Raw genomic sequence first — 22073 nt, forward strand, 5'->3', positions numbered from 1 at the left:
ACGGATGTTGCCTCGGCGGGACTTGCCGCAGTCCGCGATTGTCTACGAATAACGCTTGCGATCGCCTGCGATTATGCCAACGCTGTCTAAACGATGCATAAAACATAAGATGAATGCTCGCGTTTGGCGTCATGGGGCGGTAGACTGGCCGTATGTCTTACAAACTAGTACTGCTCCGTCATGGACAGAGCGCATGGAATAAAACCAATCAGTTCACCGGCTGGGTCGACGTACCGCTGACCGAGCAGGGTGAAGCCGAAGCCAAGCGCGGCGGCGAGCTGCTCAAGGAGAAGAACGTCCTTCCGGACATCGTGTTCACCTCCCTGCTGCGTCGCGCCATCAACACCGCCAACATCGCTCTGGATTCCGCAGATCGTCTGTGGATTCCGGTCGAGCGTAGCTGGCGTCTCAACGAGCGTCACTACGGCGCTCTGCAGGGCAAGAACAAGACCGAGATTCGTCAGGAATACGGTGACGAGAAGTTCATGCTGTGGCGTCGTTCCTACGCCACCCCGCCGCCCGAGATCGATCCGGACGACCAGTACGCGCAGAACCACGATCCGCGCTACACCGGCGACCCGGTTCCGGAAGCCGAGTGCCTGGCCGATGTGGTCAAGCGCGTTGAGCCGTACTTCAAGTCCGACATCGAGCCGCAGCTGCGTGCCGGCAAGACCGTGCTGATCGCCGCTCACGGCAACAGCCTCCGCGCCATCGTCAAGATGCTGGACAACCTGACCGAGGAAGAGATCGCCAAGGTCAACATCCCGACCGCCATCCCGCTGCTGTACGAGCTGGATGAGGACTTCAAGCCGATCAAGCCGCGTGGCGAGTACCTGGATCCGGAAGCCGCCGCTGCCGGTGCTGCCGCTGTCGCCGCTCAGGGCCAGAAGTGAGCTAGCTCGTCAAGAGCGCATATCACCTAAGGGGAAGCCACTATTGTGGCTTCCCCTTTTGCATATCCGAATATCATACCCACCGTGTAGTGAAAACACCACCGTGTAGGGATATGCCCACGGTGTAGGGAAACGCCCATGATGTAGGGATTGAAAACGGCTTGATTCCGCCGAAAACATGTTGTTGCTGATACAAGGGTCCCTACATGATGGGGAATTCCCTACATCATGGGAAGTTCCCTACACCGTGGAGCCGTCGTTTCGTTGCCGGGCTCGTTGCCGGTTGCGGCAGGGTGCATCATACGGCAAAAGAAAACGGCGTCCAGTCGTAACCGGATCGCCGTTTCGGGCATCCCCGAGGGGATAGGTATTGAATTATGCCATCGCGTGACCGCGCATCAGTCGATGTCGGTGCCTTCGTCGCAAGTGGGCTTCTTGGAAGGGTCGAAGCCGGAGACGATGTACGCCACACGACGGGCAGCGGAGACGGCGTGATCGCCAAGGCGCTCCAGGAAGCGGCCCAGCAGTACGATATCGGTGGTCTGCTGACGGGTCACTTCATCGGAGAGAGCCAGTTCGAAGGTCTTGTGGTGCAGGTCGTCCAGCTTGTCGTCCGACAGGATGATGTTCTCCGCAAGCTTCTCGTCGCGGGTGTCGAGCAGGGCGACGAGTTCGTCGGCGGTGTGGTTGAGGAACTCGATCATGTCGGCGAACAGCGGCTGAGCGGACTCAGGCAGCGGGGACGCCGGGTACGTGCGGCGTGCGGACTCGGCCACGTGACGAGCGAGGTCGCCCATACGCTCGAAGGTGGAAGCCAGACGCAGGGTGGAAACCACGACACGAAGGTCGGTGGCAACCGGGTTCTGCTTGGCGAGCAGCTTCACGCACTGGTCGATGATGGAAGATTCAAGGGCGTCAATCTCGATGTCGCCGTCGATGACGGTTTGCGCAGCTTCGACGTCCTGCTTCAACAGGGCTTCGCCGGCACCGTTGATCGCCTTGCGAACATCCTGCGCCATATGGTCGAGGTCATCAGCAACCTGCTTCAGCTCCTCGTTGAAAATAACGCGCATTTCTCTAGCCTTTCATGCTGTGGTATTACAACCTGTACCAGTGTATTATTCCGGCTGCGACATGCTACATCAACGTAGATAATCGCAACCTCTTGTTGTTCAACTGTTCATTGGACTGTTCACTTATCATTCATATTGTCGGCGCGCCGTACCGAAACACCCGGGTCCATGAAGACCTGTGGAAGAATGGTCTCATGACACAGATGCCGGTCGTCGTGCTTACGATTCTTACCATACTATCCATCGCGTTCGTAGTGCTAGTCGTCGTCATGGCGATCGGCATCGTGACGCATCGGGTCTCAATCGCCTCATCGCATGAGCATGACGATTCGGATGATCTGTCGGACGATACCAGGGCGTTGCTGGCCATGATTCCCGGTGCTTCCATCGTGGTCGACGAGCATGATGCCGTTGTCCGATGCAGTCCGGCTGCCTACCAGCTCGGTGTGGTGGAGGGGGACGCCATCATCGATTCCGAGGTATTGAAGGCCGTGCGTCAGGCCCGTCGATCGGGAGGCAAGCGCCAGTTCGATGTGACCACAAACACTCCCGAACGTTACGCGGGTGGGGACAGGGGCGACGGCGGGCGTGTGGTCACCCGGTCGGTGACGCGTCCGAACTGGCTGAAGGTCACTGTGGCGCGAATCAGTGATGCGTTCGTCATCGTATTGGTGTCAGATGTGAGCGAAGTGGTGCGATTCGGGCATGTTCGTGATTCGTTCATCACGAACGTATCCGAGCAGCTGCTCAAACCCACGGAGGCATTGGGCCAATTGGCTGATGTGCTTGAACGTGATGATCTTGACCACGAACAATTGGTCGACGATGCGCGCCAGGTGCGTTCCAGTTGCAACAAGCTCAATCATATGGTCTCCGACCTGCTGTTGCTGATCCGCGCTCAGGAGCCCATCACGCCTTCATCCGCTAACCGCCTCAATGTGATGGACGTTCTGCGGGTCACGATGCAGCGGCTTGAGCCGGAAGCGCAACGCGCCGACGTGCGGCTGAACCTCAAGGGTGACGATGCGCTGGTGGTCAATGGACAGGCCGATCAGCTCGACAGTGCGGTGACCAAACTCGTGGAGAACGCCATAGGGTATTCGCAGGAAGGCGGCATCGTCAATGTGTCTGCCGTGGCCACCAAGGATGGAGAGCATGCGGCCATTCGCGTAATAGATCAGGGCAGAGGCATCGCGAAACAGGACCAGAGCCGGATCTTTGAGCGCTTCTATCGTGGTTCCTCTCAGACCGAACGTACGGCAGATGGCGTGGGGCTAGGTCTGGCCATTGTCAAGCACGTGGCATTGACCCATCATGGCGATGTGTCGGTGTGGAGCGCTCCCGGTCAGGGCAGCACGTTTACGTTGACCTTGCCTCTGGCACACTGATTGCAATCCAGTATCACAATGCGGTGATGACGTGCAGTAAAGACGGGAGAATACCGAAGAATGGTAGGGCGGTCGTGGGGTATGTTGAGACGGCTCGCCTACAGGCCCAAACGGCGGTAATCCCACCGGTCGAAGAATTCCCAGATCAGCAACAGCAGCCCGATGATGACGCCGGACGCGCACAGAACGACCAATGACTCCGATCCCATGCCGAGGGTCATCATGATGAGCGAGACGATGAGCGCCGCGGCCCATAGACCGGTGCCGATACCGAACACCTTACGCAAATCGACCCGCACCGGCTTGGGTGCGGGTTTGCGAACGGCTGGGTCGATGATGGGCGCAAACTTCATAGTCATAGACTGTAGTAAAGAGGAACGTCAAACGTCCTTTTTACCACGATTCTCCCCTTGCTGCAGTCTTGTGCCAGTAATTCGTTGACCGTATTCCGGCTCCCCTTGTCAGGGGAGCCGTTCGAAACCACTGTCACCGGTGAACTAACCCAGATCACTGTGTTCCGGCTCCCTTGGTCAGTTGTCAGGGGAGCTGTCCCGCGAAGCGGGACTGAGGGGTAGTCATTTCGTCAACGAACTTCCGGCACAAATGCTGCTTGCCTTGTAACGGTCAAAGAGCCTGTGCCCTCGTGTGCGCGTTACAGGCGATCGACTACATAGTCGATGCACTTGGTCAGATTCACCACATCCGCAGGCTCCACGGACGGGAACACGCCTATGCGCAACTGGTTGCGGCCCAGCTTGCGGTATCCGGCGCAATCCACGATGCCGTTTTCGCGCAATATCGCCAGCACCTGATTGGCTTGGACATGCTCGTCCAGATCGATGGTCACCACTGAATGGGAGCGTGCTGCGGGGTCGGCGACGAATGGCTGCGCATAGGAGGACTGTTCCGCCCAGGAATAGAGCAACGACGCGGACTTGGCGCATCGCGCGGTAGCCCAGTCCAAGCCCCCGTTGTCGTTGAGCCATCGGACCTGATTCTCCATCATGATGAGATTGGCCACTGACGGCGTGTTCAGCGTCTGGTCCTTGCGGGAGTTCGCCAAAGCGCTGGTGAGCGAGAGGAATGGGGGCACCCAGCGGCGCACGCCGTCCAGATGTGCGCTGGACTCCACTCGTTCGGCTCGTTCGATGGCCGCCGGGGAGAGCACGGCTACCCAGAGGCCTCCATCCGATCCGAATGCCTTCTGGGGGGAGAAGTAGTACACGTCGGTCTGGCTGATGTCCACCGGCAGGGCACCGGCCGCACTGGTGCCGTCGATGATGGTGAGGGCCCCGGATTCCTGACTGCCCGGCACGCGGCGTACGGGTGCCGCCACGCCGGTGGAGGTTTCGTTATGCGCCCAGCAGTAGGCGTCCACGCCTTCGGTGAATTCGGGCAGACGATAGGTGCCGGGATCGGAGGCGAACAGGGCCGGCTTCTCAAGGAACGGAGCGTTCGCGGCCGATGTGGCGAATTTCGCGCTGAACGAACCATAGGTGCCGAACGCGGCGCGGCGGGTGATCAGCGAGGCGCAGGCGATCTCCCAAAAAGCGCTGGCGCCGCCGTTGCCCAGTGCGATTTCGTAACCGTCCGGAAGACGGAAGAAGTCGCTCAGCCCGCTGCGGATGGAGCCGACCAGCTGCTTGACCGGTGCCTGACGGTGCGAGGTGCCCATCAATGTGGTGGTGCCGGCTTCCAAGGCGGCGATCTGCTCGGGGCGGACCTTGCTCGGGCCGGAACCGAACCGACCGTCTTCCGGCATGATGGAATGAGGAATCTTTACTGTCGTAGTCACGCGCATAAGGGTAATCGTCGGGTCTGAAGAATGCCTTGATGTGCTCGATTAGCGGATGCGACATGCGCAGTCGCGAGGCTCGTATATCGTTTGACGAGCTGCCGGCTGAGTCAATGTGAACATCCCTATGACACGTGGTCGTTGTACAGTAAGCATCAGTGTCGGTACGGCAGCGCACAGCATAGTGGTGTCGTCAGCCCAACCAAGGAGTTTACAGAGTATGAAGCATGCTTCGCACAAAGCGACCGCGGTCTCGCGCCAGAAGTTCAGCTTAGCGAAGGCGCTGTTCGCCTCCGGAAAGGGCACCCATTCCATTCGTTCCGTACGCGCCGTGCAGTCTGCGGGCGACGATGCGGCAGTACTGGGACTGGATCCCGCAGTGGCTGAAAAAATCAACGAGATTGCTCCGCAGACCCGTCGCTCCATCCGTCAGGCGGCTCGAGCGGCCGAACGTCGTAGCCATATTCTTGCTTCCGCATCGCTGGCGGCTCTGGTGGGCACCGCCGCAGGGGCAATGGCGTTCTCCAACGCGAACGAGGACATCCCGCTCGCTGAAACCACCACCACGACGACCACGCAGCTCAAGCGTGTGGCCGATACTGGAACTGCATCCCGTTCCGAGGCCCGTTCCGATTTGAACGATTCCTCCAGTGTCCAGTCTGCATCCACTGATTCCAATGGCGGATGGGATTTGAGCGTATCCGACAGCTCGTTGGACACCGCTTTGATGAACCGCAATACGGCTCAGAATGTCACGGTCTCCGACCTTATGGATCAGGACCAGGGCGCGCTGCCGGCGGGATTCAACCCGAATCATGATACGGGTGCCAACGCCAACAACTATCCGTGGGGCCAGTGCACGTGGTACGCATACGAGCGTCGCGTGCAATTGGGTCTGCCGGTCGGCGGCAACTTCGGCGACGCCGTTTCATGGGCCGAATCCGCAAGCGCACGCGGGTACTGGGTGGATAACACACCCCGCCATGTCGGCGATGTGGTGGTGTTCGCACCGGGGCAGGAGCACGCCGATTCCTATTATGGCCATGTCGCCGTGGTCGAGAAGGTCAATGCCGATGGCTCCATTGAGATTTCCGAATCGAATTACAAAGGCCTCGGCGTGATTTCCAGCCGTACGTTCTCCGCCGCGCAGGCCGGCGCGTTGCAATACATTCATTACTGATGCTTGACTGCCAATGCTTTATGGCGTTGAGTCAGCAACGTGTCGGTTGCGCTGAGAATGTGGCTGACATTTTGGTACGGTCTTCGGTTGTGCGCTGACGTGGTATACAAGGTTTCTGATATTCGCTGAACGATAAAGCGGTTGGTCAACACGCCGAAGGGTGTGTGGTATTTCATAGTGTCCTGCTTCGCCAAGCATATGTTGCGGGAATCGGGGTCGTGTACAGTAATGGAGTTATGAGGATTGATTCCAAGATAGCTTCCGTGGTCGCTGCGTGCGCGGTGACCGCAAGTCTGGTTTCCTTGGCGCCGGCAGCTGCGGCTGACGAGGGAACCGTCACTTCCACCAAGTCCTTCCCCTCCTACAGTCAGGTGCGTAAGGATTTTGTCGCTGAAGCCACTTCGACCGATGTTTCCAGTGACTCCAGCTGGGGTGATGTTGAAAGCCTGAACGTTCCGCAGACTCAATCGCAGGCCGAAAAGGATGCCGAGGCGCAGAAGAAAGCTCAGGAGGAGGCGGCCAAGAAGGCTGCTGAGGCCCAGAGCCAATCCCAATCACAGGCGGCAAGCCGCGATGACTCCCGGTCCTCGTTGAGCTATTCCGACTCCGGAGCCACCGCTTCTGCCGACGCTGCGGCTTCGATCGATCGTGCATATTCGCTCATCGGCGCTTCCATGGACTGCACGGCGTTGGTCACCAGTGCTCTGGCGGCCCGTGGCATCAATTTCCACGGCTGGCCCGAAGAGTATGTGAATGTGCCTGGCGGATATGTGGTCACCGATGGTTCTCTTCAGCCAGGCGACATCCTGATTTACAAGTACACCAATGGCACCAATGGCGGTTTGCATTACGATCATGTGGCGTTGTACGTCGGCGGCGGCAAAGCCATCCACGGCGGATGGACTGGTGGTGTGGTGGCGTTGGCCGGCACGTTGCCGAACAAGCTCACCACAGTGGTGCGCATTCCTTAAGGTCTTGGTTTTCGATACGTCGAATGGGGCCGGGCGAACAGGTGTCGCCCGGCCCCATTCGACGTATGCGCGTTTTTCCTCAATTCGCTACCGGCCAATCCGAGTGTCGGGGGGTATTGTTGAAGCTACGCGGAATGAAAAACCGCGATAACTTCAAGGAGGTCGTCATGATTAACGACAAGGCCATACTCGTCGGCGTTGACGGGTCGCATGCCAGCTATAAGGCAACATGGTGGGCCGCGAATTATGCCAAGCATGCCGGGCTCACGCTGCAGATTGTCTGCGCGTATTCCCTGCCAAGCTATGCTGCCGTGTCATTTGATGCCACCTACACGGCGATGGGGGATGACAACGCGGCTCATTCCGATGCCCAGGAGATTCTCTCCAAGGCCAAGGCCATCGCGGACGAGCAGGGTGTGGAAGCGGCCACTCTGATTGTCACAGGTGATCCTGCATCCGTGTTCGTGGAGCTTTCCCGCAACTACAATCTCATCGTGATCGGCAACCGCGGCAAGGGTGGTCTTGCGGAACGTCTGCTGGGCACCACGTCCTCGTCGTTGCCCGCATATGCGTATTGCCCGATCGTGGTGGTGCCGTATACCGATGATGACGGCAACCTGATGCACCTGAACAACACGATTACCAAGGTCGCAGTCGGTTCCGACGAGTCCAAGTGGGGGTTGAAGGCTCTGGAGATCGCTGCCGACTTCGCCGCTTCCTGGGGCGCCGAGCTTGACGTGCTCTCCGCCGTGCCGAATCTCAAGGGCATTGACGGCGAAGACGACGTGATGAAGTCCTATCAGGAGGACTTGGACGTACGCGTGAAGCCTCTTCTGGAATCTCACCCCGATTTGAAGATCAACAAGCACATCGTCTCCGGTCCGGCCGTCAGCGCCCTGACGAAGGCCAGCTTCGACCATGATGTGGTAGTGGTGGGCTCCCGTGGGCGCGGCGGCTTCACCGGCCTGCTGCTGGGATCCACCAGTCAGGGGCTGCTGCAGCATGCGGCTGGCCCGGTGTATGTGGTGCCGCGCAAGTATGTCGAGGCGGCCGAATCCCGTCTTGACACGGTGCCGAGCTCGCCGGCCGAAGTGCCTACCAAGTCGCTGGAGGAGATTGCCGGCGTCGAGGAGATTCCGGTGGCAAAGGCCGAGCCGGAAGTGGCCGAGCAGATTGAGAAGACCATCGATCCGGACAAGCAGTAGCTTCACAAAACAATTGACAAAACAACCCTTGCCCGAGAAAAACGTCACTGACGATGGCTCAGTGCACGAGATTCTCGGGCACTGGGCTCATTTCGAGAACAAACGGCGCTGAGTAGCTCTCAGCGCCGTTTGTTCTCGAGCGCACTGTCATATGGTGTCTGAGATCCCCCAGACTCCAATCGGTCGTAAGGGAACCGGTTTCAGTGCTTCACTGTCACGTTCATGCGGACCGGGGTTTCCTGCACATACGTGTGCTTGACGGTGCAAGCCTTATCGATATGACGCGTGATGCGTTCCTTGAGTTTGTCGGCATCCTCCTGAGACAGTCCGGCGTCGGAGGCATCGACTACAACCTGTTCGTCGAAACTGGTGTATGCATCGTTCTCGGGATCGTACGTGCCATCCACCACGATCTTGGCACCCTTGCCTTCGCCAAGCGCATGCTCGATGGCGAACTGGCTGGACAGCGCCGCGCAGCCGGCGAGAGCCACCTTCATCAGGTCACCGGGGGTGAACTGGCCGCGATCCTTGCCGAACTTGATGTGTGCGCCGTCATCGCTGAAGGCGTCCCATGAACCGTCCTTGTTGCGCTCCACCCACAATCGCTTGCCCATGATTCCTCATTTCCGTAGATGCTTCGCAGACCCGACTGACTATGGCAGGGCCCGCGGGGGAGTGCGGCGTTATCCACCGCATCCCCGCTTGATATGGACTGTTCCATTATGCCCCTAAGCTACACTGGTGCACATGGCTTTGACCGAAGAACAACTTGCAGATATCCGTTCGCGTATTCCCGCACGTCCTCAGACCGACATTCCGATGCCATATGAGGATCTGGTGCGTAGGATTCTTGAGCAGGGGACGCTGAAATCCGATCGTACCGGCACTGGCACCATCTCGTTGTTCGGGCAGCAGATGCGGTTCGACCTCTCGAGCTATTTTCCGCTGTTGACCACGAAGACGGTGTTTTTCAAGGGACTGGCATACGAGCTGATCTGGTTCCTCAAAGGCTCCACCAATGTGCGCTGGCTGCAGGAGCACAATGTACATATCTGGGATGAGTGGGCCGATGAGAACGGTGATCTGGGCCCGGTGTATGGAGCGCAGTGGCGTTCCTGGCCCGCTCCCACGCCGGAGGACCCCCATCGCACCATCGATCAGATCAGCAATGTCATGGATCTCATTAAGCACCATCCCGACTCCCGTCGCATGGTGGTCTCCGCATGGAATCCCGCAGAAGTGGAGCTGATGGCGCTGCCGCCATGCCATGCGCTGTTCCAGTTCTATGTGGCCGACGGCAAACTGAGCTGTCAGCTCTACCAGCGCTCCTGCGACATGTTCCTCGGCGTGCCGTTCAACATCGCGTCCTATTCGTTGCTGACGCTGATGATGGCGCAGCAGGCTGGACTGGAACCGGGCGAATTCGTCTGGACAGGCGGTGACTGCCATGTATATGACAATCACATCGACCAGGTGCTTGAGCAGCTGAGCCGCGACCCGTATCCATATCCGCAGATCGAAATCCGTAAGGCTGATTCGCTGTTCGATTATCAGTACGACGATTTCAAGATTATCGGATACCAGCATCACCCCACCATCAAGGCGCCGGTGGCTGTCTGACTTCGTCATCCAGCCACCTTCGGCGACACGGTGGTGTCGCCTCACCTCACCTACGGACAGTCCACAGGACTGTCCGCTTGACGGTTCGGCTGTCTGAGAGTCGGGCGCATCAACTACACTGAGGCGCAGTTCCTTGAATTCCAGGAGGAGTAGACGAAATGGAGCATGACAGTAGCCGCAGCGGCTATCACGAACCCGAGCCCGGATCTGCCGGGCTGTCTGAAGTCGAAGAGGACTGGGGGGATGATTTCCCCAAGACCTTTTCGGTCAATTTGATCTGGGCTGAAGCCCGCGACAAAGAAGGTCGTCCGGGGGCTATCGGTTTCCAGGGCGGAATGCCTTGGCATTGCGCGGAAGACATGAAACACTTCAAAGAGCTGACCGTCTCGCACCCGGTGATCATGGGGCGCAAGACCTGGGAATCTCTGGGATTGAAGTACCGTCCGCTGCCGAATCGCGACAACATCGTCGTTTCTCGGGATCCGTTGTACAGCGCGCCGGGCGCGACAGTGGTCACCAGTCTGGACGACGCCCTCGATCTGGCCCGTCAGGAAGCCATTCCCGATGATGGTCTCGATCGGTCGGAAATCTGGATAATCGGCGGAGCGCAGCTGTTCGCCAAGGCTCTTCCATTCGCCAACAAGGCATATATCACCACATTGGATGCCGAGGTGGATGCGGATTCCTATGCTCCAGACATGCAGGCTCTGATCGAGGCCGGCTTGTGGAGCGAGACCGAGGTGGGGCACTGGCACAAGCCCGCCGATCCCGATTGCGGCATTCGCGCATACCGGTTCTCCGTCCTGACCAAGACCAAGTAATAGATATCAGGCATTACGCCATACTCCATATCACAGAATGATTGAGCATCGATGAGCAATACCCATCCCTATACCGTAATGACTGTGTGCACTGGAAACATCTGCCGTTCCCCGATGGGGGAGATCATCCTGCGCCATTTCTTCAATGAACGTGGATTGGCGGATCAGGTCACAGTCGAGTCCAGCGGCGTGTCCGACGAGGAGTGGAGTCATCCTATCGATCCGCGCGCTGTGCGCGTGTTGCGTGAGCGTGGTTATGGCGACGAGATTCCCCGCGACCATTTCGCTCACCGAATCTCGCGTGACGAAATCAACCGTACCGATTTGTTCCTGCCGATGACGGCGTCGCATATGCGTGCCCTGCTGCGCATGCTGCCGTCCGGCAAACGCGCCGAAGTGCACATGTACCGCAGCTTCGATCCGAACCTGCCCCAGCCGAAGCCGGGCCGCGAAGACCAGATCGATCTGGTCGACCCGTGGTACGGCGGCCCTCATGAATTCGAAGTGGCCATCGATCAGATCGAGGAGGTCGCTCCGTACATCGTCGATTGGGTGGCCAAACAGCTTCAGGCGACTTCAGACAACTGAGTGAAGCGCTGATGTGCTTCCATCCTGCGCGGCTTGCCTATCCTCGGTTTCGCCTCCGGTTCCTAATCAAAGGGGCCGGAGGCGAAACCATATGCGGGAGTCAGATGACGCGGGTTCCTGCCAGGGCGTTTCAGCTAGAACACCAGTTGCACCATGATCATGTATGCCAGTGTGCCTGCTGCTATGGATAGCATCATATTGCGCTTCCAACAGTGCAGCACCACGATGATGACGCATGCCGCCAATTCGGGAATGCCATGCGAACCGGTGAGGATGGGAGTGTTCCTCAGGGCATACACCACCAATAATCCGGTCATGGCATAGGGGAGCACCGCCCCCAGGTACTCGATCAGCCGAGGTGGCTGCTTCGACTCCGGGAAGATGATGAATGGGAGGAATCGAGTCAGCATGGTACCGGCTGCCACAGCGGCGACAGTCAGTATGCCCTGCCATATGGTCATGGTCATGCCTGATGCTCCTCCTGAATGTGAGAATCGGCGGTTGAGGGCGGATGATGCAGCGTATCAAGATGAGGTCGCAGCAGCATGAACAGCGCCAGCATGACGATCATCGATGGAATCATGAAATCCTCTGCCCCAAACAGCGACAGACAGACCAGCGAAGACAGTACCCCCACTATCGCCGATAGGTGTTCGCGGTGTTTGCCGCTGAGCCATTGATCGAGGAAAATCACCAGGAACAATGCGGTCAGCACGAATTCCAAGCCATCGGTGTTGAACGTCAGGTTCGACCCGATTAATCCGCCCACCGTGGCACCTGTCACCCAGTAGATCTGGTTCAGCACCGTGACCCAGAGATAGAACCATCCTCTATCCACATCGCGTGGGATGCGCGCGGTGGAATTGATGGCGAATGTTTCATCGCACATGCCGAAAATAAGATACGGGCGTTTCCATCCCATGCCTTTGAATGAATTGAGCATGGATAATCCGTAGAACAGGTGTCGCGCGTTGACCATAAGCGCCAGCAGGAACGCGGCTATAGGATTGAATGCCGACAGCAGAAGGTTCACGGTGACGAACTCCATCGAGCCGGCGAAGATGAATGCGCTCATGCACATGGGCCATACGAACGAGAAGCCCTTGGTCCCCATGAGGATTCCGTATGAGGTGCCGAGAAAGAGGAAGCCGAGGCAGATGGGCATGGTGAATGGAAACGCCGCGCGCAGGGCCTGAAGCCGTACGCTGGAGCGATGATGCCTGGTAGGTGAGGGCGTTGCTGTGGTGATGCGCGTGTGTGCCATCCATGCCTCTTGTCGATACTGTCAGGATTGGTCCGATGACAGTCCAATGCTCTGCGATACGAGATATGAACATATGCACAGACCTCGACCGTCGTATTGGGCGGATGGTTCCGGGATTCCGCGGCGCTCGGGTTATGCTTGGTAAAGATCTTTACTAAAATCGCGGGGAGAATGCCGATGGCAACATTGAAAGAGGTCGCCGAGAAGGCCGGGGTGTCGCAGAGCACGGTGTCGCGGCTGCTGAACGACCCATCGTTCTCGATTAAGGAGGAGACGAAGCGCCGCGTGCTGCGCGTGTGCGAGGAGCTGGGCTATCGTGATGTGTTCCGGCCGGCTCTTGCGGTACTGGATGCGCCGCCGTCTGGCGAGGAGCTGCAGGATGCGTATTTTGCGGAGCTACGGACGATTCTGGCCGATTGCGCTCAGGAGTCGGGATTGGACCACCTGACATTCGTCCATTCCATTGGCGAGCTGACCGAGCGGGCGGATGAGTTCGATGGGTTCGTGACGATCGGTGCGACCGTGTTCCCTGCGAATGATTTGCGGGCATTGCATGAGGCGCTGCCGCATGGCGTGTGCATCGACACGAACCCGGCTCCGCATCTGTTCGACTCGGTATGTCCCGACCTGTCGCAGACCATGCTTGACGCGTTGGATGCTCTGCTCGCATCGGGGCGGCGCAGAATCGCATTCATTGGCGGAGTAGGCAGCCTCATGGGCCTGCACGACTATCCGGAGGACATCCGCGAGGCGTCCTTCCGCCAGTGGGCCGCCCATCTGGATCTGGACGTGGATGGTCTGGTGTATTCGCGCGGTACGTTCACCGTTGAAAGCGGCTACGAGCAGGCTTCGCGCTTGGCCGCCGACCACCGTGATGCGGGGACTATGCCGGATGGACTGATTGTGGCGGCGGATGTGCTTGCAGTAGGTGTTCTGCAGGCGTTGAATGCGCTGCACGTCCGCGTGCCGGACGAGCTGGCCGTGGTCAGCGTCAACAATCAGTCCATTGCTCGATACACGTCGCCATCGTTGAGCTCATATGCCATCGATCAGCGGGAACTTGCCCGTACGGCGTTGGCCACGCTGATCGATGGACTCAGGCATGAGCGCAAGGTTCGCCGTCACGTTTTGCTCACCACCAAGCTTGTCGCACGCGCCAGTTTTGCTCCGTCAAGTGAGTGATACAGGCAGGTGGCGGGCTTATGCAATTCAGATGAGTTCGATGTCCACATCAAGGGTAAGCGGCCGGCTTGCGGGCAACTGGTAGGCCGTGTGGACGGGTGCGCCCCATGAATCGTCGCCGCCGACGCCCATCTGGGCTGCTAGCAGCCGCAGATAGGTATGTCGTGGTTCGGGCAGGTCTTCCCGCCGGCGTGCGGCCTCGATGGTGTAGGTGTCCCATGGCAGTAGGCTTGCGGCGAAACGGCGGTCGCCGTGCTGCCGGACGCGCAGACCGTGCCCGTGTGCGTCGGTGGCTTCGAGCCAGCGCACGTCCTCCCGGTTGCCGGTCTCCTGGACCATGAGGTACGGGGCGAAGCTTTGCGCGGCGGTGGTGTTCCATATGCCGAGCCGGCCGCCGTGTTTGCGGTCGCGGTAGGTCTCTTCGGGGCCGGGACCGTAGTAGCGCAGCCGGTCGTATTGTGCCGGCAGCTGCCATTCGATGCCGAAGGCGGGCAGGCTTGCGGCACTGGGGTCGCCGCCCGGGTATTTGACGGTCATGTGCAGGCGCATGTCCTGGTCGATGCGGTAGATGATGAATGCGGGCGTATGGTCGGGGTCGGCGAGTTCGAACTGGTATTCGGCTACGAGTTCGCTACTGTCCGTCCGGCTGATATGCGTGCCGGTGGTGACGGCGTAGCGGCCGGCGGCGTACCATGCGGCGCGGTCGAATCCTGAGTGGTTGCCTCGGTCGTTGTCGGTCAGTGGGCGGAAGGTGACGATGTCGGGGCGGCGGATGACCCTCTCCCGGCCGTCGCGCTTCCAGGAGACGATGCCGCCCTGTGTGCGTGACAGGAGGATCTCCTCATTGTCGCGGCGGATGCCGGCGTTCCAGCGGCCGAGCGTGACCGTGGCGGAATCGTTGTCCGTGAGGCCGGCGTCGTCGCTGCGGTCGGTCGTGACGAGTCTGTCGGTAATGATGCGATGGCCTCCGGTCTCGGGAGTGCGGGTCCGGCTTTCGCTGTCGGAGCGGGTGTCGGACGTGCGCCCGGAGTTGAGGACGCCGACGAGCTGGCCGAACGCGAGTTCGTAGCCGGCCGGTGCCCAGTCGGTGGTGTTGGCGAGACGCATATCGACCTCGTAGACGATCTCATGCACGCCGTCACTTGGGCTTGAGCTTGGGCTTGGACGGGTGCCGGTGTGAGTGGAGCCGTTGGAGTCGGTGATGGTGTTGGCATCGGGGTAGTCGATGTCGTGGCGTGTGGTCTGGCCGGCGGGTACGTCGAATTGGTAGTCGCAGTGCCAGATTTCGTGCCCGTCCAGGAGGAGTCTGGCGGTGAATAGGTAGTCGTCGGTGCCGGTGAATTGGTTGCGGTTCTCGATGGTCACGCCGTGTCCGTCGGGGGTGAGGCGGATCGGCGAGTACAGTTGTTTGATTTCCGGGGCCTTGGGGCTGGGGGTGCGGTCGGCGAACACGATGCCGTTGCCGGCGAACTCGTAGTCGGTGGGCCGGTCGCCCCAGTCGCCGCCGATCGAGAGGCGTTCCGTGCCGTCGGGAAGGCGTTGGACGAGGGCCTGGTCGATGTAGTCCCAGATGAACCCGCCCGCATAGCAGTCATGGGATTCAAGGTCGGTGAACTCGCTGAGCCCGCCGCACGAGTTGCCCATCGCGTGCATGTACTCGCAGCTCATGAACGGCTTCCTGGGTTTGCCGCTTGTGCTGGCTGCGTGGTTCTGGTGTTCGAGCCAGTCGCGGATCTCATCGGGTTTGGCGTACATGCGGCTTTCGAAGTCGCTGATCGCCTCGTACTCGCGCCTCCAGGTGACGCCCTCGTAGTGGACCGGCCGGGTCGGGTCGATGGCGTGCGCGTGCTCGCTCATGGTCTTGAGGACCTCGCCGGCGTAGGATTCATTGCCCAATGACCAGATGATCACGCTGGGATGGTTGCGGTCGCGCCTGATCATGCTGTCGAGCCGGTCGAGGCAGGCTGGCGCCCAGGCGGGGTCGTCGCCGGGGATGGACGTTCCGACCGGGATGTCGCCGGGGCTGTTCCAGCTGCCGTGGGTTTCGAGGTTCGTCTCGTCGATCAGGTAGATGCCGTATTCGTCGCACAGGTCGTACCAGCGCGACTGGTTCGGGTAGTGGCTGGTGCGCACCGCGTTTATGTTGTGCCGCTTCATGAAGCGCACGTCCCAGAGCATGTCCTCCTCGGTGACCGCGCGGCCGCGCCGGCAGTCGAACTCGTGCCGGTTCACGCCACGCAATACCAGCCGCCTGCCGTTGATCTTCAATACGCCGTCCTCGATGCCGATGCGACGGAAGCCGAGGTTGGTCTGGGCGGCCTCGATGACTCGGCCGTCCGCGTCGTACAGGGTGACGGTCAGCGTGTACAGGTTCGGCGTCTCCGCGCTCCACGGGTCCACGCCCTCGAGCGTCGCCTCGGCGTGAACCGTGCCGGTGCCGGTGGATGACGTGCCGGTTGACGTGTTTGTGGTCGTCATGTCTGTGGTTGCCGTGTCGGTGATTGACCTGTCAGCTATTGACGTGCCTGCGACGAGTGGCGTGGCGGTCTGCCAGACGACCGTGTCGCCGTCCACGTCCGTGAGCGTGACGTCCGCGACCGTCGCATGGGTCGCGCCCTCGATCGTGGCGTCCACCGTGAGCAGGCCCTGTTTTGCGGCCGGATCCCAGTCCGCGATGGTGTTGAGGTCCGCGACGTGCGCGGCCGGGTGGGCGGTGAGCTCGACCGAGCGGAACAGACCGTGCAGCCGCCAGAAGTCCTGGTCCTCCAGCCAGCTCGCGCTCGAATACTCGTAGCACGCCACTGCCAGCACGTTCAAGCCCGTGCGAAGAGCGGCCGTGACGTCGAACTCGCTGGGCGTGAACGAATCCTCCCCATAGCCGACGAACACGCCGTTCAGCCACACATAGACCGCGGTCGCCGCCCCGTGGAAGGTGAGCGTCACCCGCCGGCCCTCGCGCATGGCTTTCGCCACCTCGCCCTCCGGGCGAAACACGCGACGATACAACGCCACATGATTATCCGTCGGAACCGCAGGTGCCTCAAGGTCCTCATGCCCATCCCACGGATACTGCACATTCACATATTTCGGCGGCAGTAACCCTGCCATCTCCAGATGGCTAGGTACCACAATCCGCGCAAAAGTCGAATCGTCGATATGCAATGCCGCGAACCACGGGGATGCGTCATTGGTATGGGCCGATGCCTGACTATCCGCGCAGGTGCCGTCATGGTTCGGAGCGCTATCGTTATCGTCGACTGCGCTGCTCGTGCTGTGGCCATCGGGGAATCGTATTTCATTGGCGGGCATGATGCATACGGACCATTCGCCATCCAGGCTTTGGGTGAGATTGCCGTCTTCACCGGGCCGAGGCATATGGGGCCAGCAGGTGTGGTCCGAGTGTGCTGCGAGTCGATTCACCGCGAACGTTTGCGGGTCGGTGAGCCATGCCGTCGTCGGACCGTCGGCTGATTCGACCGATGTGATGGACGTGGTGCTGTTGTCGTGTTCGGTATGAGTGGGGTTCATTGGTCCTCTCTTCCATATTGATTGATTGCGTCGCGTCATTGCCGCCGCAAGTGAAGTGGTATACAACACTTCTTGCGCAGAGATAATAATCATTTTTACTGAAATAAGCAAATAGTTTCTTTGAGGATGTGTTGAGCGTGTATGGCGCGGTGTTGTGGCGAAGTGAGGTTAGAGATGCGTGGCTTTGTTGTTTTGTGTCGGGGTTTTAAGGGATTGGCTTTGCAAAGTAGGCTTTGTGGCGTGGGGCTTTGCGGAGTGGGGCTTTGCGGGGGTGATGGGCACAGGGGTGCAATAGCTACGGATGCTGCCTGGTGGATGCTGTGTTTGAGAGATATGCGGTATCGTCTTTACGACTCGCCGTAATATTATTTACTTTCTATCGAAAGTTCTATACTCGCGTGGTGCAGGGTCGGAGAGGATTCTGCCGGAACAACTTCAGGTCGCAAGGAGGCCACAACATGACTGAATCCACATCACATCATCCGGAAGCATCGGAGCGAAGCGGGACGGGCGGATCTACGCGCAATATCGGACGTCGTGTGGCGTATGCGGTGGGTAATTTGGGTCAGGCGGCGTTCTATAACACGATGAGCACGTTCTTCATCACGTTCGTGACGACGGCGTTGTTCGTGAACGTGGACAAGGCGTTGGCGGCGCGCATGATCGCGGTCATCACGGGTCTGGTGGTGGTGATCCGCATCGCGGAGATCTTCCTCGACCCGCTGCTGGGCAATCTCGTGGACAACACGGACACCAGGTGGGGCCGGTTCCGCCCGTGGCAGTTCATCGGCGGCATCGTGCCGGGCATCCTGCTGGTGATGGTGTTCACCGGACTGTTCGGCCTGGTGGACGTGAACACGGGCTTGTTCATGGTCCTGTTCGTCGTCGTGTTCATCCTCCTGGACGTGATCTACTCGCTGCGCGACATCTCCTACTGGGGCATGATCCCCGCGATCTCCACCGACTCGCATGAACGCGGCGTGTACACCGCGCTGGGCACGTTCACCGGATCGATCGGCTACAACGGCGTCACCGTGATCGTCGTGCCCATCGTCAGCTGGTTCACCTTCAAGTTCACCGGCCAGTGGGCGCAGGGCCGGTCCGGCTGGGCCGCGTTCGCGATCATCATCGCCGTGCTCGGCCTGATTACCGCGTGGAGCGTCGCGTTCGGCACACGCGAGAACCAGGACCAGCTGCGCGCCAAGGCCCGCGAGGGCGGCAACCCCATCCAGGCGTTCAAGGCCATCGCCCAGAACGACCAATTGCTCTGGGTCGCATTGAGCTATCTCCTGTACTCGGTGGCGAACGTGGCCACCACCGGCGTGCTGTTCTACCAGTTCAAATACGTGCTCGGCGCGCCGGACAGCTTCTCCATCGCCGGAGTCATCCCGATCGTCACCGGACTGGTCACCACGCCCCTCTACCCGGTGCTCAACCGCCGCATCCCGCGCCGCTGGCTGTACGTGGCCGGCATGGCGTTCATGATCGCCGGCTACACGCTGTTCATCATCAACCCCATGAACCTGCCCATGGTCATCGTCGCGCTCGTGTTGTTCTATCTTCCCGCGCAGACCATCCAGATGACCGCGATCCTGGGCATGACCGACTCCATCGAATACGGGCAGCTGAAGACCGGCCGGCGCAACGAGGCCGTGACCCTGTCCGTGCGGCCCATGCTCGACAAGATCGCCGGCGCCCTCTCCAACGGCATCGTCGGGTTCGTGGCCGTCGCCGCCGGCATGGTGGGCGACGCCACCGCCGCCGACATGACCGCCGCCAACATCCGCACCTTCAAGACCTGCGCCTACTACCTGCCATTGGGCGGCATCATATTGAGCCTCGTCGTATACCTCCTCACCGTCAAAATCGACGAGAAAATGCACGAGCAGATCGTCACACAACTCGAGCAACAACTCAGCCACGGCGACGTCGACGTCGACTGACGCCATTCGCGCGAATCGGTTATCGGCCACTGGTTTTCGGGTTGTCGGCTGTCGGCTACTGGTTTCCGGGTTGTCGGTTGTCGGCTGTCGGTTGTCGGCTGTCGGCTTTTCGGGTTGTCGGCTTTTCCGCTGTATGTTCGCGCTTCAACGCAACCGCCGCGAACATACAGCCGATTCCGCGCCGCTAAGAGACTGTATGTTCGCGGCATCCTTGTTCGGACGCGAACATACAGCCGATTCACGCGCTGTAATCTGTCGTAAGACCTCACCAAACGTACGCTGAGTAGGAGCCAATGTACGTTTGGTGAGGTTGTGTATGAATGAGCTTGGGAGGGGACGACCTAAGACAAAGTTAGACCGGTCAACAGGCGGTGTGCTGCAAGATCGCCCCTGAGTCACTTTGCTAGTGAATGTGCTGGGTTTATGCTGGGCTGAGGAGTTTATGCTGGGTTGCTTCCGGAATCAAGAAACCCAGCAAGCCTTGGAATGATTGGCTTGCGGGGTTCCGCGTAGTGGCTCCGAACGGCGTCGATCCGTTGACCTAGCGATTTTCAGTCGCTCGCTCTACCAACTGAGCTACAGAGCCATTGAATAGTTTCGGATTTGACGAATCAAACCTTGACCATCCAGCGACCCCGGCCGGACTTGAACCGGTGACCTCCGCCGTGACAGGGCGGCGCTCTAACCAACTGAGCTACGGGGCCGTGTTCTCTGTCTTGCAACAGACAACAGATAGATATAATACTGGAAAACCATATTCCTGCAAATCACGGCGTGTCTATAGTGTTTTCAACGGTTTGCGGCAGTTGCTGTGACTGAGGTAAGCGATTGTGATTGTGGTCGCGATGTCGGCTGAATGTGTGCGCAGTTGTTTTTCGTGGCTCGTCTCGCTGATAATAGGGATCCATCCCTCCCATGGAAGCGTCGATGGTGGCCCATGTATCTGAGTGTCATTGCTGCTGGGGCATTGCCGCTCTGTCAATTGCGAGACGGGCATTCGAATATCGAGTGCTGTAATGGCCGATCGTGGAAACGAAGTGATTCCTGTTCCGTGAGGCGTCGGACTCACTGGCGAACCAGTCGGCTTGGCATGGCGGGTGGCACAATGGACGGATAGCGAATTCGTACAGTGGCATCAGCAATCTTGACGAAAGGCCAAGCAGCATCATGACCGTTACCCAAGTTCCCATCGAGCCGACGCACGACAATCCGGACGTCGAGCATGCCGTCGAGCATGTTGACGACGCCGGCGCTCCTTCGCATCCGATTCATAAGGTGTTGTCTTTCGTGCGCCGCTCCGCGCGTCTCGACGCTCGTTTGCAGCGTGCCTGGGACAATTACGCCGACACGTATCTGTTGGATATCGCTGCCGGCAATGGTCCGCTTGACGTGCGCGAAGGATTCTCGCTGACTAAAGCGTACATCCATTCCATCTGGGGCAATGATAATCCGCTGATTGTGGAGATCGGCACCGGTCAGGGGGAGAACGTGGTTGCCGCCGCGGCCGCCCATCCGGAGATCAATTTCCTGGCGCTGGAGGTCTATGACCCTGGTGTGGCGCATACATTGCTGTTGGCCGGCAAGCAGAATCTGACCAATATCCGTATAGCGCAGGTCAATGCGGCGGAACTGTTCAAGGTCACTGAAACTGGCGTGCTTGCTGAGGTCTGGACGTTCTTCCCGGATCCCTGGCCGAAGAAGAAGCATCACAAGCGTCGCATCGTCCAGCCCGCACTTGCGGACAATATTCACCGCGCGCTGCGGCAGGATGGCGTCTGGCGCATCGCTACCGATATCGAGGATTACGCGTTGCACGTGCACGAGGTCATGGACCATCGCGAGGGTTGGGAGAATCTCGGCACGGTGGCCGTGAGCCTCCCGTTGGAACATGTCGGCAAAGGCAATGCTGATATGGCTGACGGCATGCCGCATGCGGACTTCATTGAATCCGAACGGTTCGAGGGGCGTGTGCTCACACATTTCGAGAAGAAGGGCATCGACGCCGGAAGGGTCATCCACGACTTCGCCTATCGGGCGAACGCTCTCTGATAGGACTTGGCGCGCGAAGACGCAAATGGGGTGTGCGGGGTGGGGCACTGTGTTTCAGACAGGTGTCTCCATCCCGTTCGCTCGCATGTGCATCGCGCTGCATGGCTGCGCGGCCATTGGGGAGTATTCGCGTTACGTCGCGCGGCTGAATCCTACGCTGAATCCTGCAGACGGTGGGATGTGACTTTCATGATTTGCGATTAGCGGCTGCACTGCTGTACGGCGACAGTTGTAGAGGTTGTACCCATGTCTTCTGCCTCGACACGCCGATGAGGTGTCGATTTGCGTCGCATCGGGTTCATCAGTATAGTTACACGAGTTGTCCGCCCCCATCGTCTAACGGTTAGGACACCAGACTTTCAATCTGACAACGAGAGTTCGACTCTCTCTGGGGGTACTTCAACAAAACCCTTGAAAACATTAGGTTTTCAAGGGTTTTCTTTTTCCGTTTGATACAGGTCTGATACAGGCAATCGGTTGGCGTATCCCGCCGTTTGTCCATTCGGAACGCATTCAAAACACCAAAACTGGCGGAATTCCGCTATTGGCACATTCAGCGCACCTGATAACCAC

At 59.3% G+C, this 22073-nt stretch carries 18 protein-coding genes and 3 tRNA genes; 12 read left to right on the forward strand and 9 right to left on the reverse strand.

Annotated elements, in window-relative coordinates; all coding sequences use genetic code 11:
- Positions 1–152 precede the first annotated feature (152 nt).
- The gene (locus BW14_RS00515; RefSeq protein WP_044088966.1) at positions 153–893 is read left to right on the forward strand and encodes a phosphoglyceromutase; all 741 of its coding nucleotides are present in this window, start codon (positions 153–155) and stop codon (positions 891–893) included.
- Positions 894–1291: 398 nt separating this feature from the next.
- Here the strand turns inward: BW14_RS00515 and phoU are convergent, their stop codons facing one another.
- Positions 1292–1966, reverse strand: a complete 675-nt coding sequence (gene phoU / locus BW14_RS00520; RefSeq protein WP_140489070.1) for a phosphate signaling complex protein PhoU — start codon at positions 1964–1966, stop codon at positions 1292–1294.
- A 194-nt stretch (positions 1967–2160) separates the two neighbouring features.
- Here phoU and BW14_RS00525 point away from each other — a divergent pair, with 194 nt between their 5' ends.
- Entirely contained in the window at positions 2161–3354 is a 1194-nt protein-coding gene (locus BW14_RS00525; RefSeq protein ID WP_044088968.1) for a cell wall metabolism sensor histidine kinase WalK, read from the forward strand.
- A 98-nt stretch (positions 3355–3452) separates the two neighbouring features.
- Here the strand turns inward: BW14_RS00525 and BW14_RS00530 are convergent, their stop codons facing one another.
- Positions 3453–3707 (reverse strand): hypothetical protein, encoded by a 255-nt coding sequence (locus tag BW14_RS00530; RefSeq protein WP_044088969.1) that lies wholly within the window; start codon positions 3705–3707, stop codon positions 3453–3455.
- A gap of 299 nt (positions 3708–4006) precedes the next feature.
- On the reverse strand, positions 4007–5149 hold the full coding sequence (gene serC / locus BW14_RS00535; protein ID WP_044089046.1) for a phosphoserine transaminase: 1143 nt from the start codon (positions 5147–5149) through the stop codon (positions 4007–4009).
- Between the two features lie 220 nt (positions 5150–5369).
- On the opposite strand from serC, the gene BW14_RS00540 reads away from it, so the two are divergent.
- The 3 genes from BW14_RS00540 (at position 5370) to BW14_RS00550 (ending at position 8505) form a co-directional block, all read left to right on the forward strand.
- The gene (locus BW14_RS00540; RefSeq protein ID WP_044088970.1) at positions 5370–6329 is read left to right on the forward strand and encodes a CHAP domain-containing protein; all 960 of its coding nucleotides are present in this window, start codon (positions 5370–5372) and stop codon (positions 6327–6329) included.
- A 236-nt stretch (positions 6330–6565) separates the two neighbouring features.
- Entirely contained in the window at positions 6566–7300 is a 735-nt protein-coding gene (locus tag BW14_RS00545) for an NlpC/P60 family protein (RefSeq protein ID WP_044088971.1), read from the forward strand.
- Between the two features lie 167 nt (positions 7301–7467).
- Complete coding sequence (locus tag BW14_RS00550; RefSeq protein WP_044088972.1) at positions 7468–8505, forward strand: universal stress protein; 1038 nt, start codon at positions 7468–7470, stop codon at positions 8503–8505.
- Positions 8506–8705: 200 nt separating this feature from the next.
- Here the strand turns inward: BW14_RS00550 and BW14_RS00555 are convergent, their stop codons facing one another.
- Positions 8706–9119: an OsmC family protein gene (locus BW14_RS00555; protein WP_044088973.1), complete on the reverse strand. Its 414-nt coding sequence runs from the start codon at positions 9117–9119 to the stop codon at positions 8706–8708.
- 205 nt (positions 9120–9324) lie between these two features.
- Between BW14_RS00555 and BW14_RS00560 the strand changes: the two genes are divergently transcribed.
- The 3 genes from BW14_RS00560 to BW14_RS00570 all read left to right on the forward strand — a co-directional run bounded on the left by BW14_RS00560 (position 9325) and on the right by BW14_RS00570 (position 11534).
- Complete coding sequence (locus BW14_RS00560) at positions 9325–10125, forward strand: thymidylate synthase (RefSeq protein WP_181161750.1); 801 nt, start codon at positions 9325–9327, stop codon at positions 10123–10125.
- A 158-nt stretch (positions 10126–10283) separates the two neighbouring features.
- Positions 10284–10946 (forward strand): dihydrofolate reductase, encoded by a 663-nt coding sequence (locus BW14_RS00565; RefSeq protein WP_140489071.1) that lies wholly within the window; start codon positions 10284–10286, stop codon positions 10944–10946.
- A gap of 51 nt (positions 10947–10997) precedes the next feature.
- Entirely contained in the window at positions 10998–11534 is a 537-nt protein-coding gene (locus BW14_RS00570; RefSeq protein WP_140489072.1) for a low molecular weight protein-tyrosine-phosphatase, read from the forward strand.
- A gap of 134 nt (positions 11535–11668) precedes the next feature.
- Here the strand turns inward: BW14_RS00570 and BW14_RS00575 are convergent, their stop codons facing one another.
- Positions 11669–12001, reverse strand: a complete 333-nt coding sequence (locus BW14_RS00575; RefSeq protein ID WP_140489073.1) for a branched-chain amino acid transporter permease — start codon at positions 11999–12001, stop codon at positions 11669–11671.
- Positions 11998–12798, reverse strand: a complete 801-nt coding sequence (locus tag BW14_RS00580; protein ID WP_140489074.1) for an AzlC family ABC transporter permease — start codon at positions 12796–12798, stop codon at positions 11998–12000. Before BW14_RS00580 ends, BW14_RS00575 begins: the two co-directional genes overlap by 4 nt.
- A gap of 171 nt (positions 12799–12969) precedes the next feature.
- Between BW14_RS00580 and BW14_RS00585 the strand changes: the two genes are divergently transcribed.
- A complete protein-coding gene (locus tag BW14_RS00585; RefSeq protein ID WP_330935788.1) occupies positions 12970–13980 on the forward strand; it encodes a LacI family DNA-binding transcriptional regulator in 1011 nt (336 codons plus the stop codon).
- A 27-nt stretch (positions 13981–14007) separates the two neighbouring features.
- Here BW14_RS00585 and BW14_RS00590 read toward each other — a convergent pair whose 3' ends face one another.
- Positions 14008–17508, reverse strand: coding sequence for a glycoside hydrolase family 2 TIM barrel-domain containing protein (locus BW14_RS00590; RefSeq protein WP_081886557.1), 3501 nt, complete (start codon positions 17506–17508; stop codon positions 14008–14010).
- 458 nt (positions 17509–17966) lie between these two features.
- On the opposite strand from BW14_RS00590, the gene BW14_RS00595 reads away from it, so the two are divergent.
- Positions 17967–19451, forward strand: coding sequence for a glycoside-pentoside-hexuronide (GPH):cation symporter (locus BW14_RS00595; protein WP_044088980.1), 1485 nt, complete (start codon positions 17967–17969; stop codon positions 19449–19451).
- A gap of 513 nt (positions 19452–19964) precedes the next feature.
- On the opposite strand, the gene BW14_RS00600 is transcribed toward BW14_RS00595, so the two are convergent.
- Both BW14_RS00600 and BW14_RS00605 read right to left on the reverse strand, forming a co-directional pair.
- Positions 19965–20037 (reverse strand) — tRNA-Phe (locus BW14_RS00600).
- A 44-nt stretch (positions 20038–20081) separates the two neighbouring features.
- Positions 20082–20155 (reverse strand) — tRNA-Asp (locus tag BW14_RS00605).
- 463 nt (positions 20156–20618) lie between these two features.
- On the opposite strand from BW14_RS00605, the gene trmB reads away from it, so the two are divergent.
- The gene (gene trmB, locus BW14_RS00610; RefSeq protein WP_140489075.1) at positions 20619–21500 is read left to right on the forward strand and encodes a tRNA (guanosine(46)-N7)-methyltransferase TrmB; all 882 of its coding nucleotides are present in this window, start codon (positions 20619–20621) and stop codon (positions 21498–21500) included.
- Positions 21501–21825: 325 nt separating this feature from the next.
- A tRNA-Glu gene (locus BW14_RS00615) sits at positions 21826–21897 on the forward strand.
- The last annotated feature ends 176 nt before the right edge of the window (positions 21898–22073 follow it).

Source organism: Bifidobacterium sp. UTBIF-68, assembly GCF_006408855.1.
Lineage (GTDB): Bacteria > Actinomycetota > Actinomycetes > Actinomycetales > Bifidobacteriaceae > Bifidobacterium > Bifidobacterium reuteri.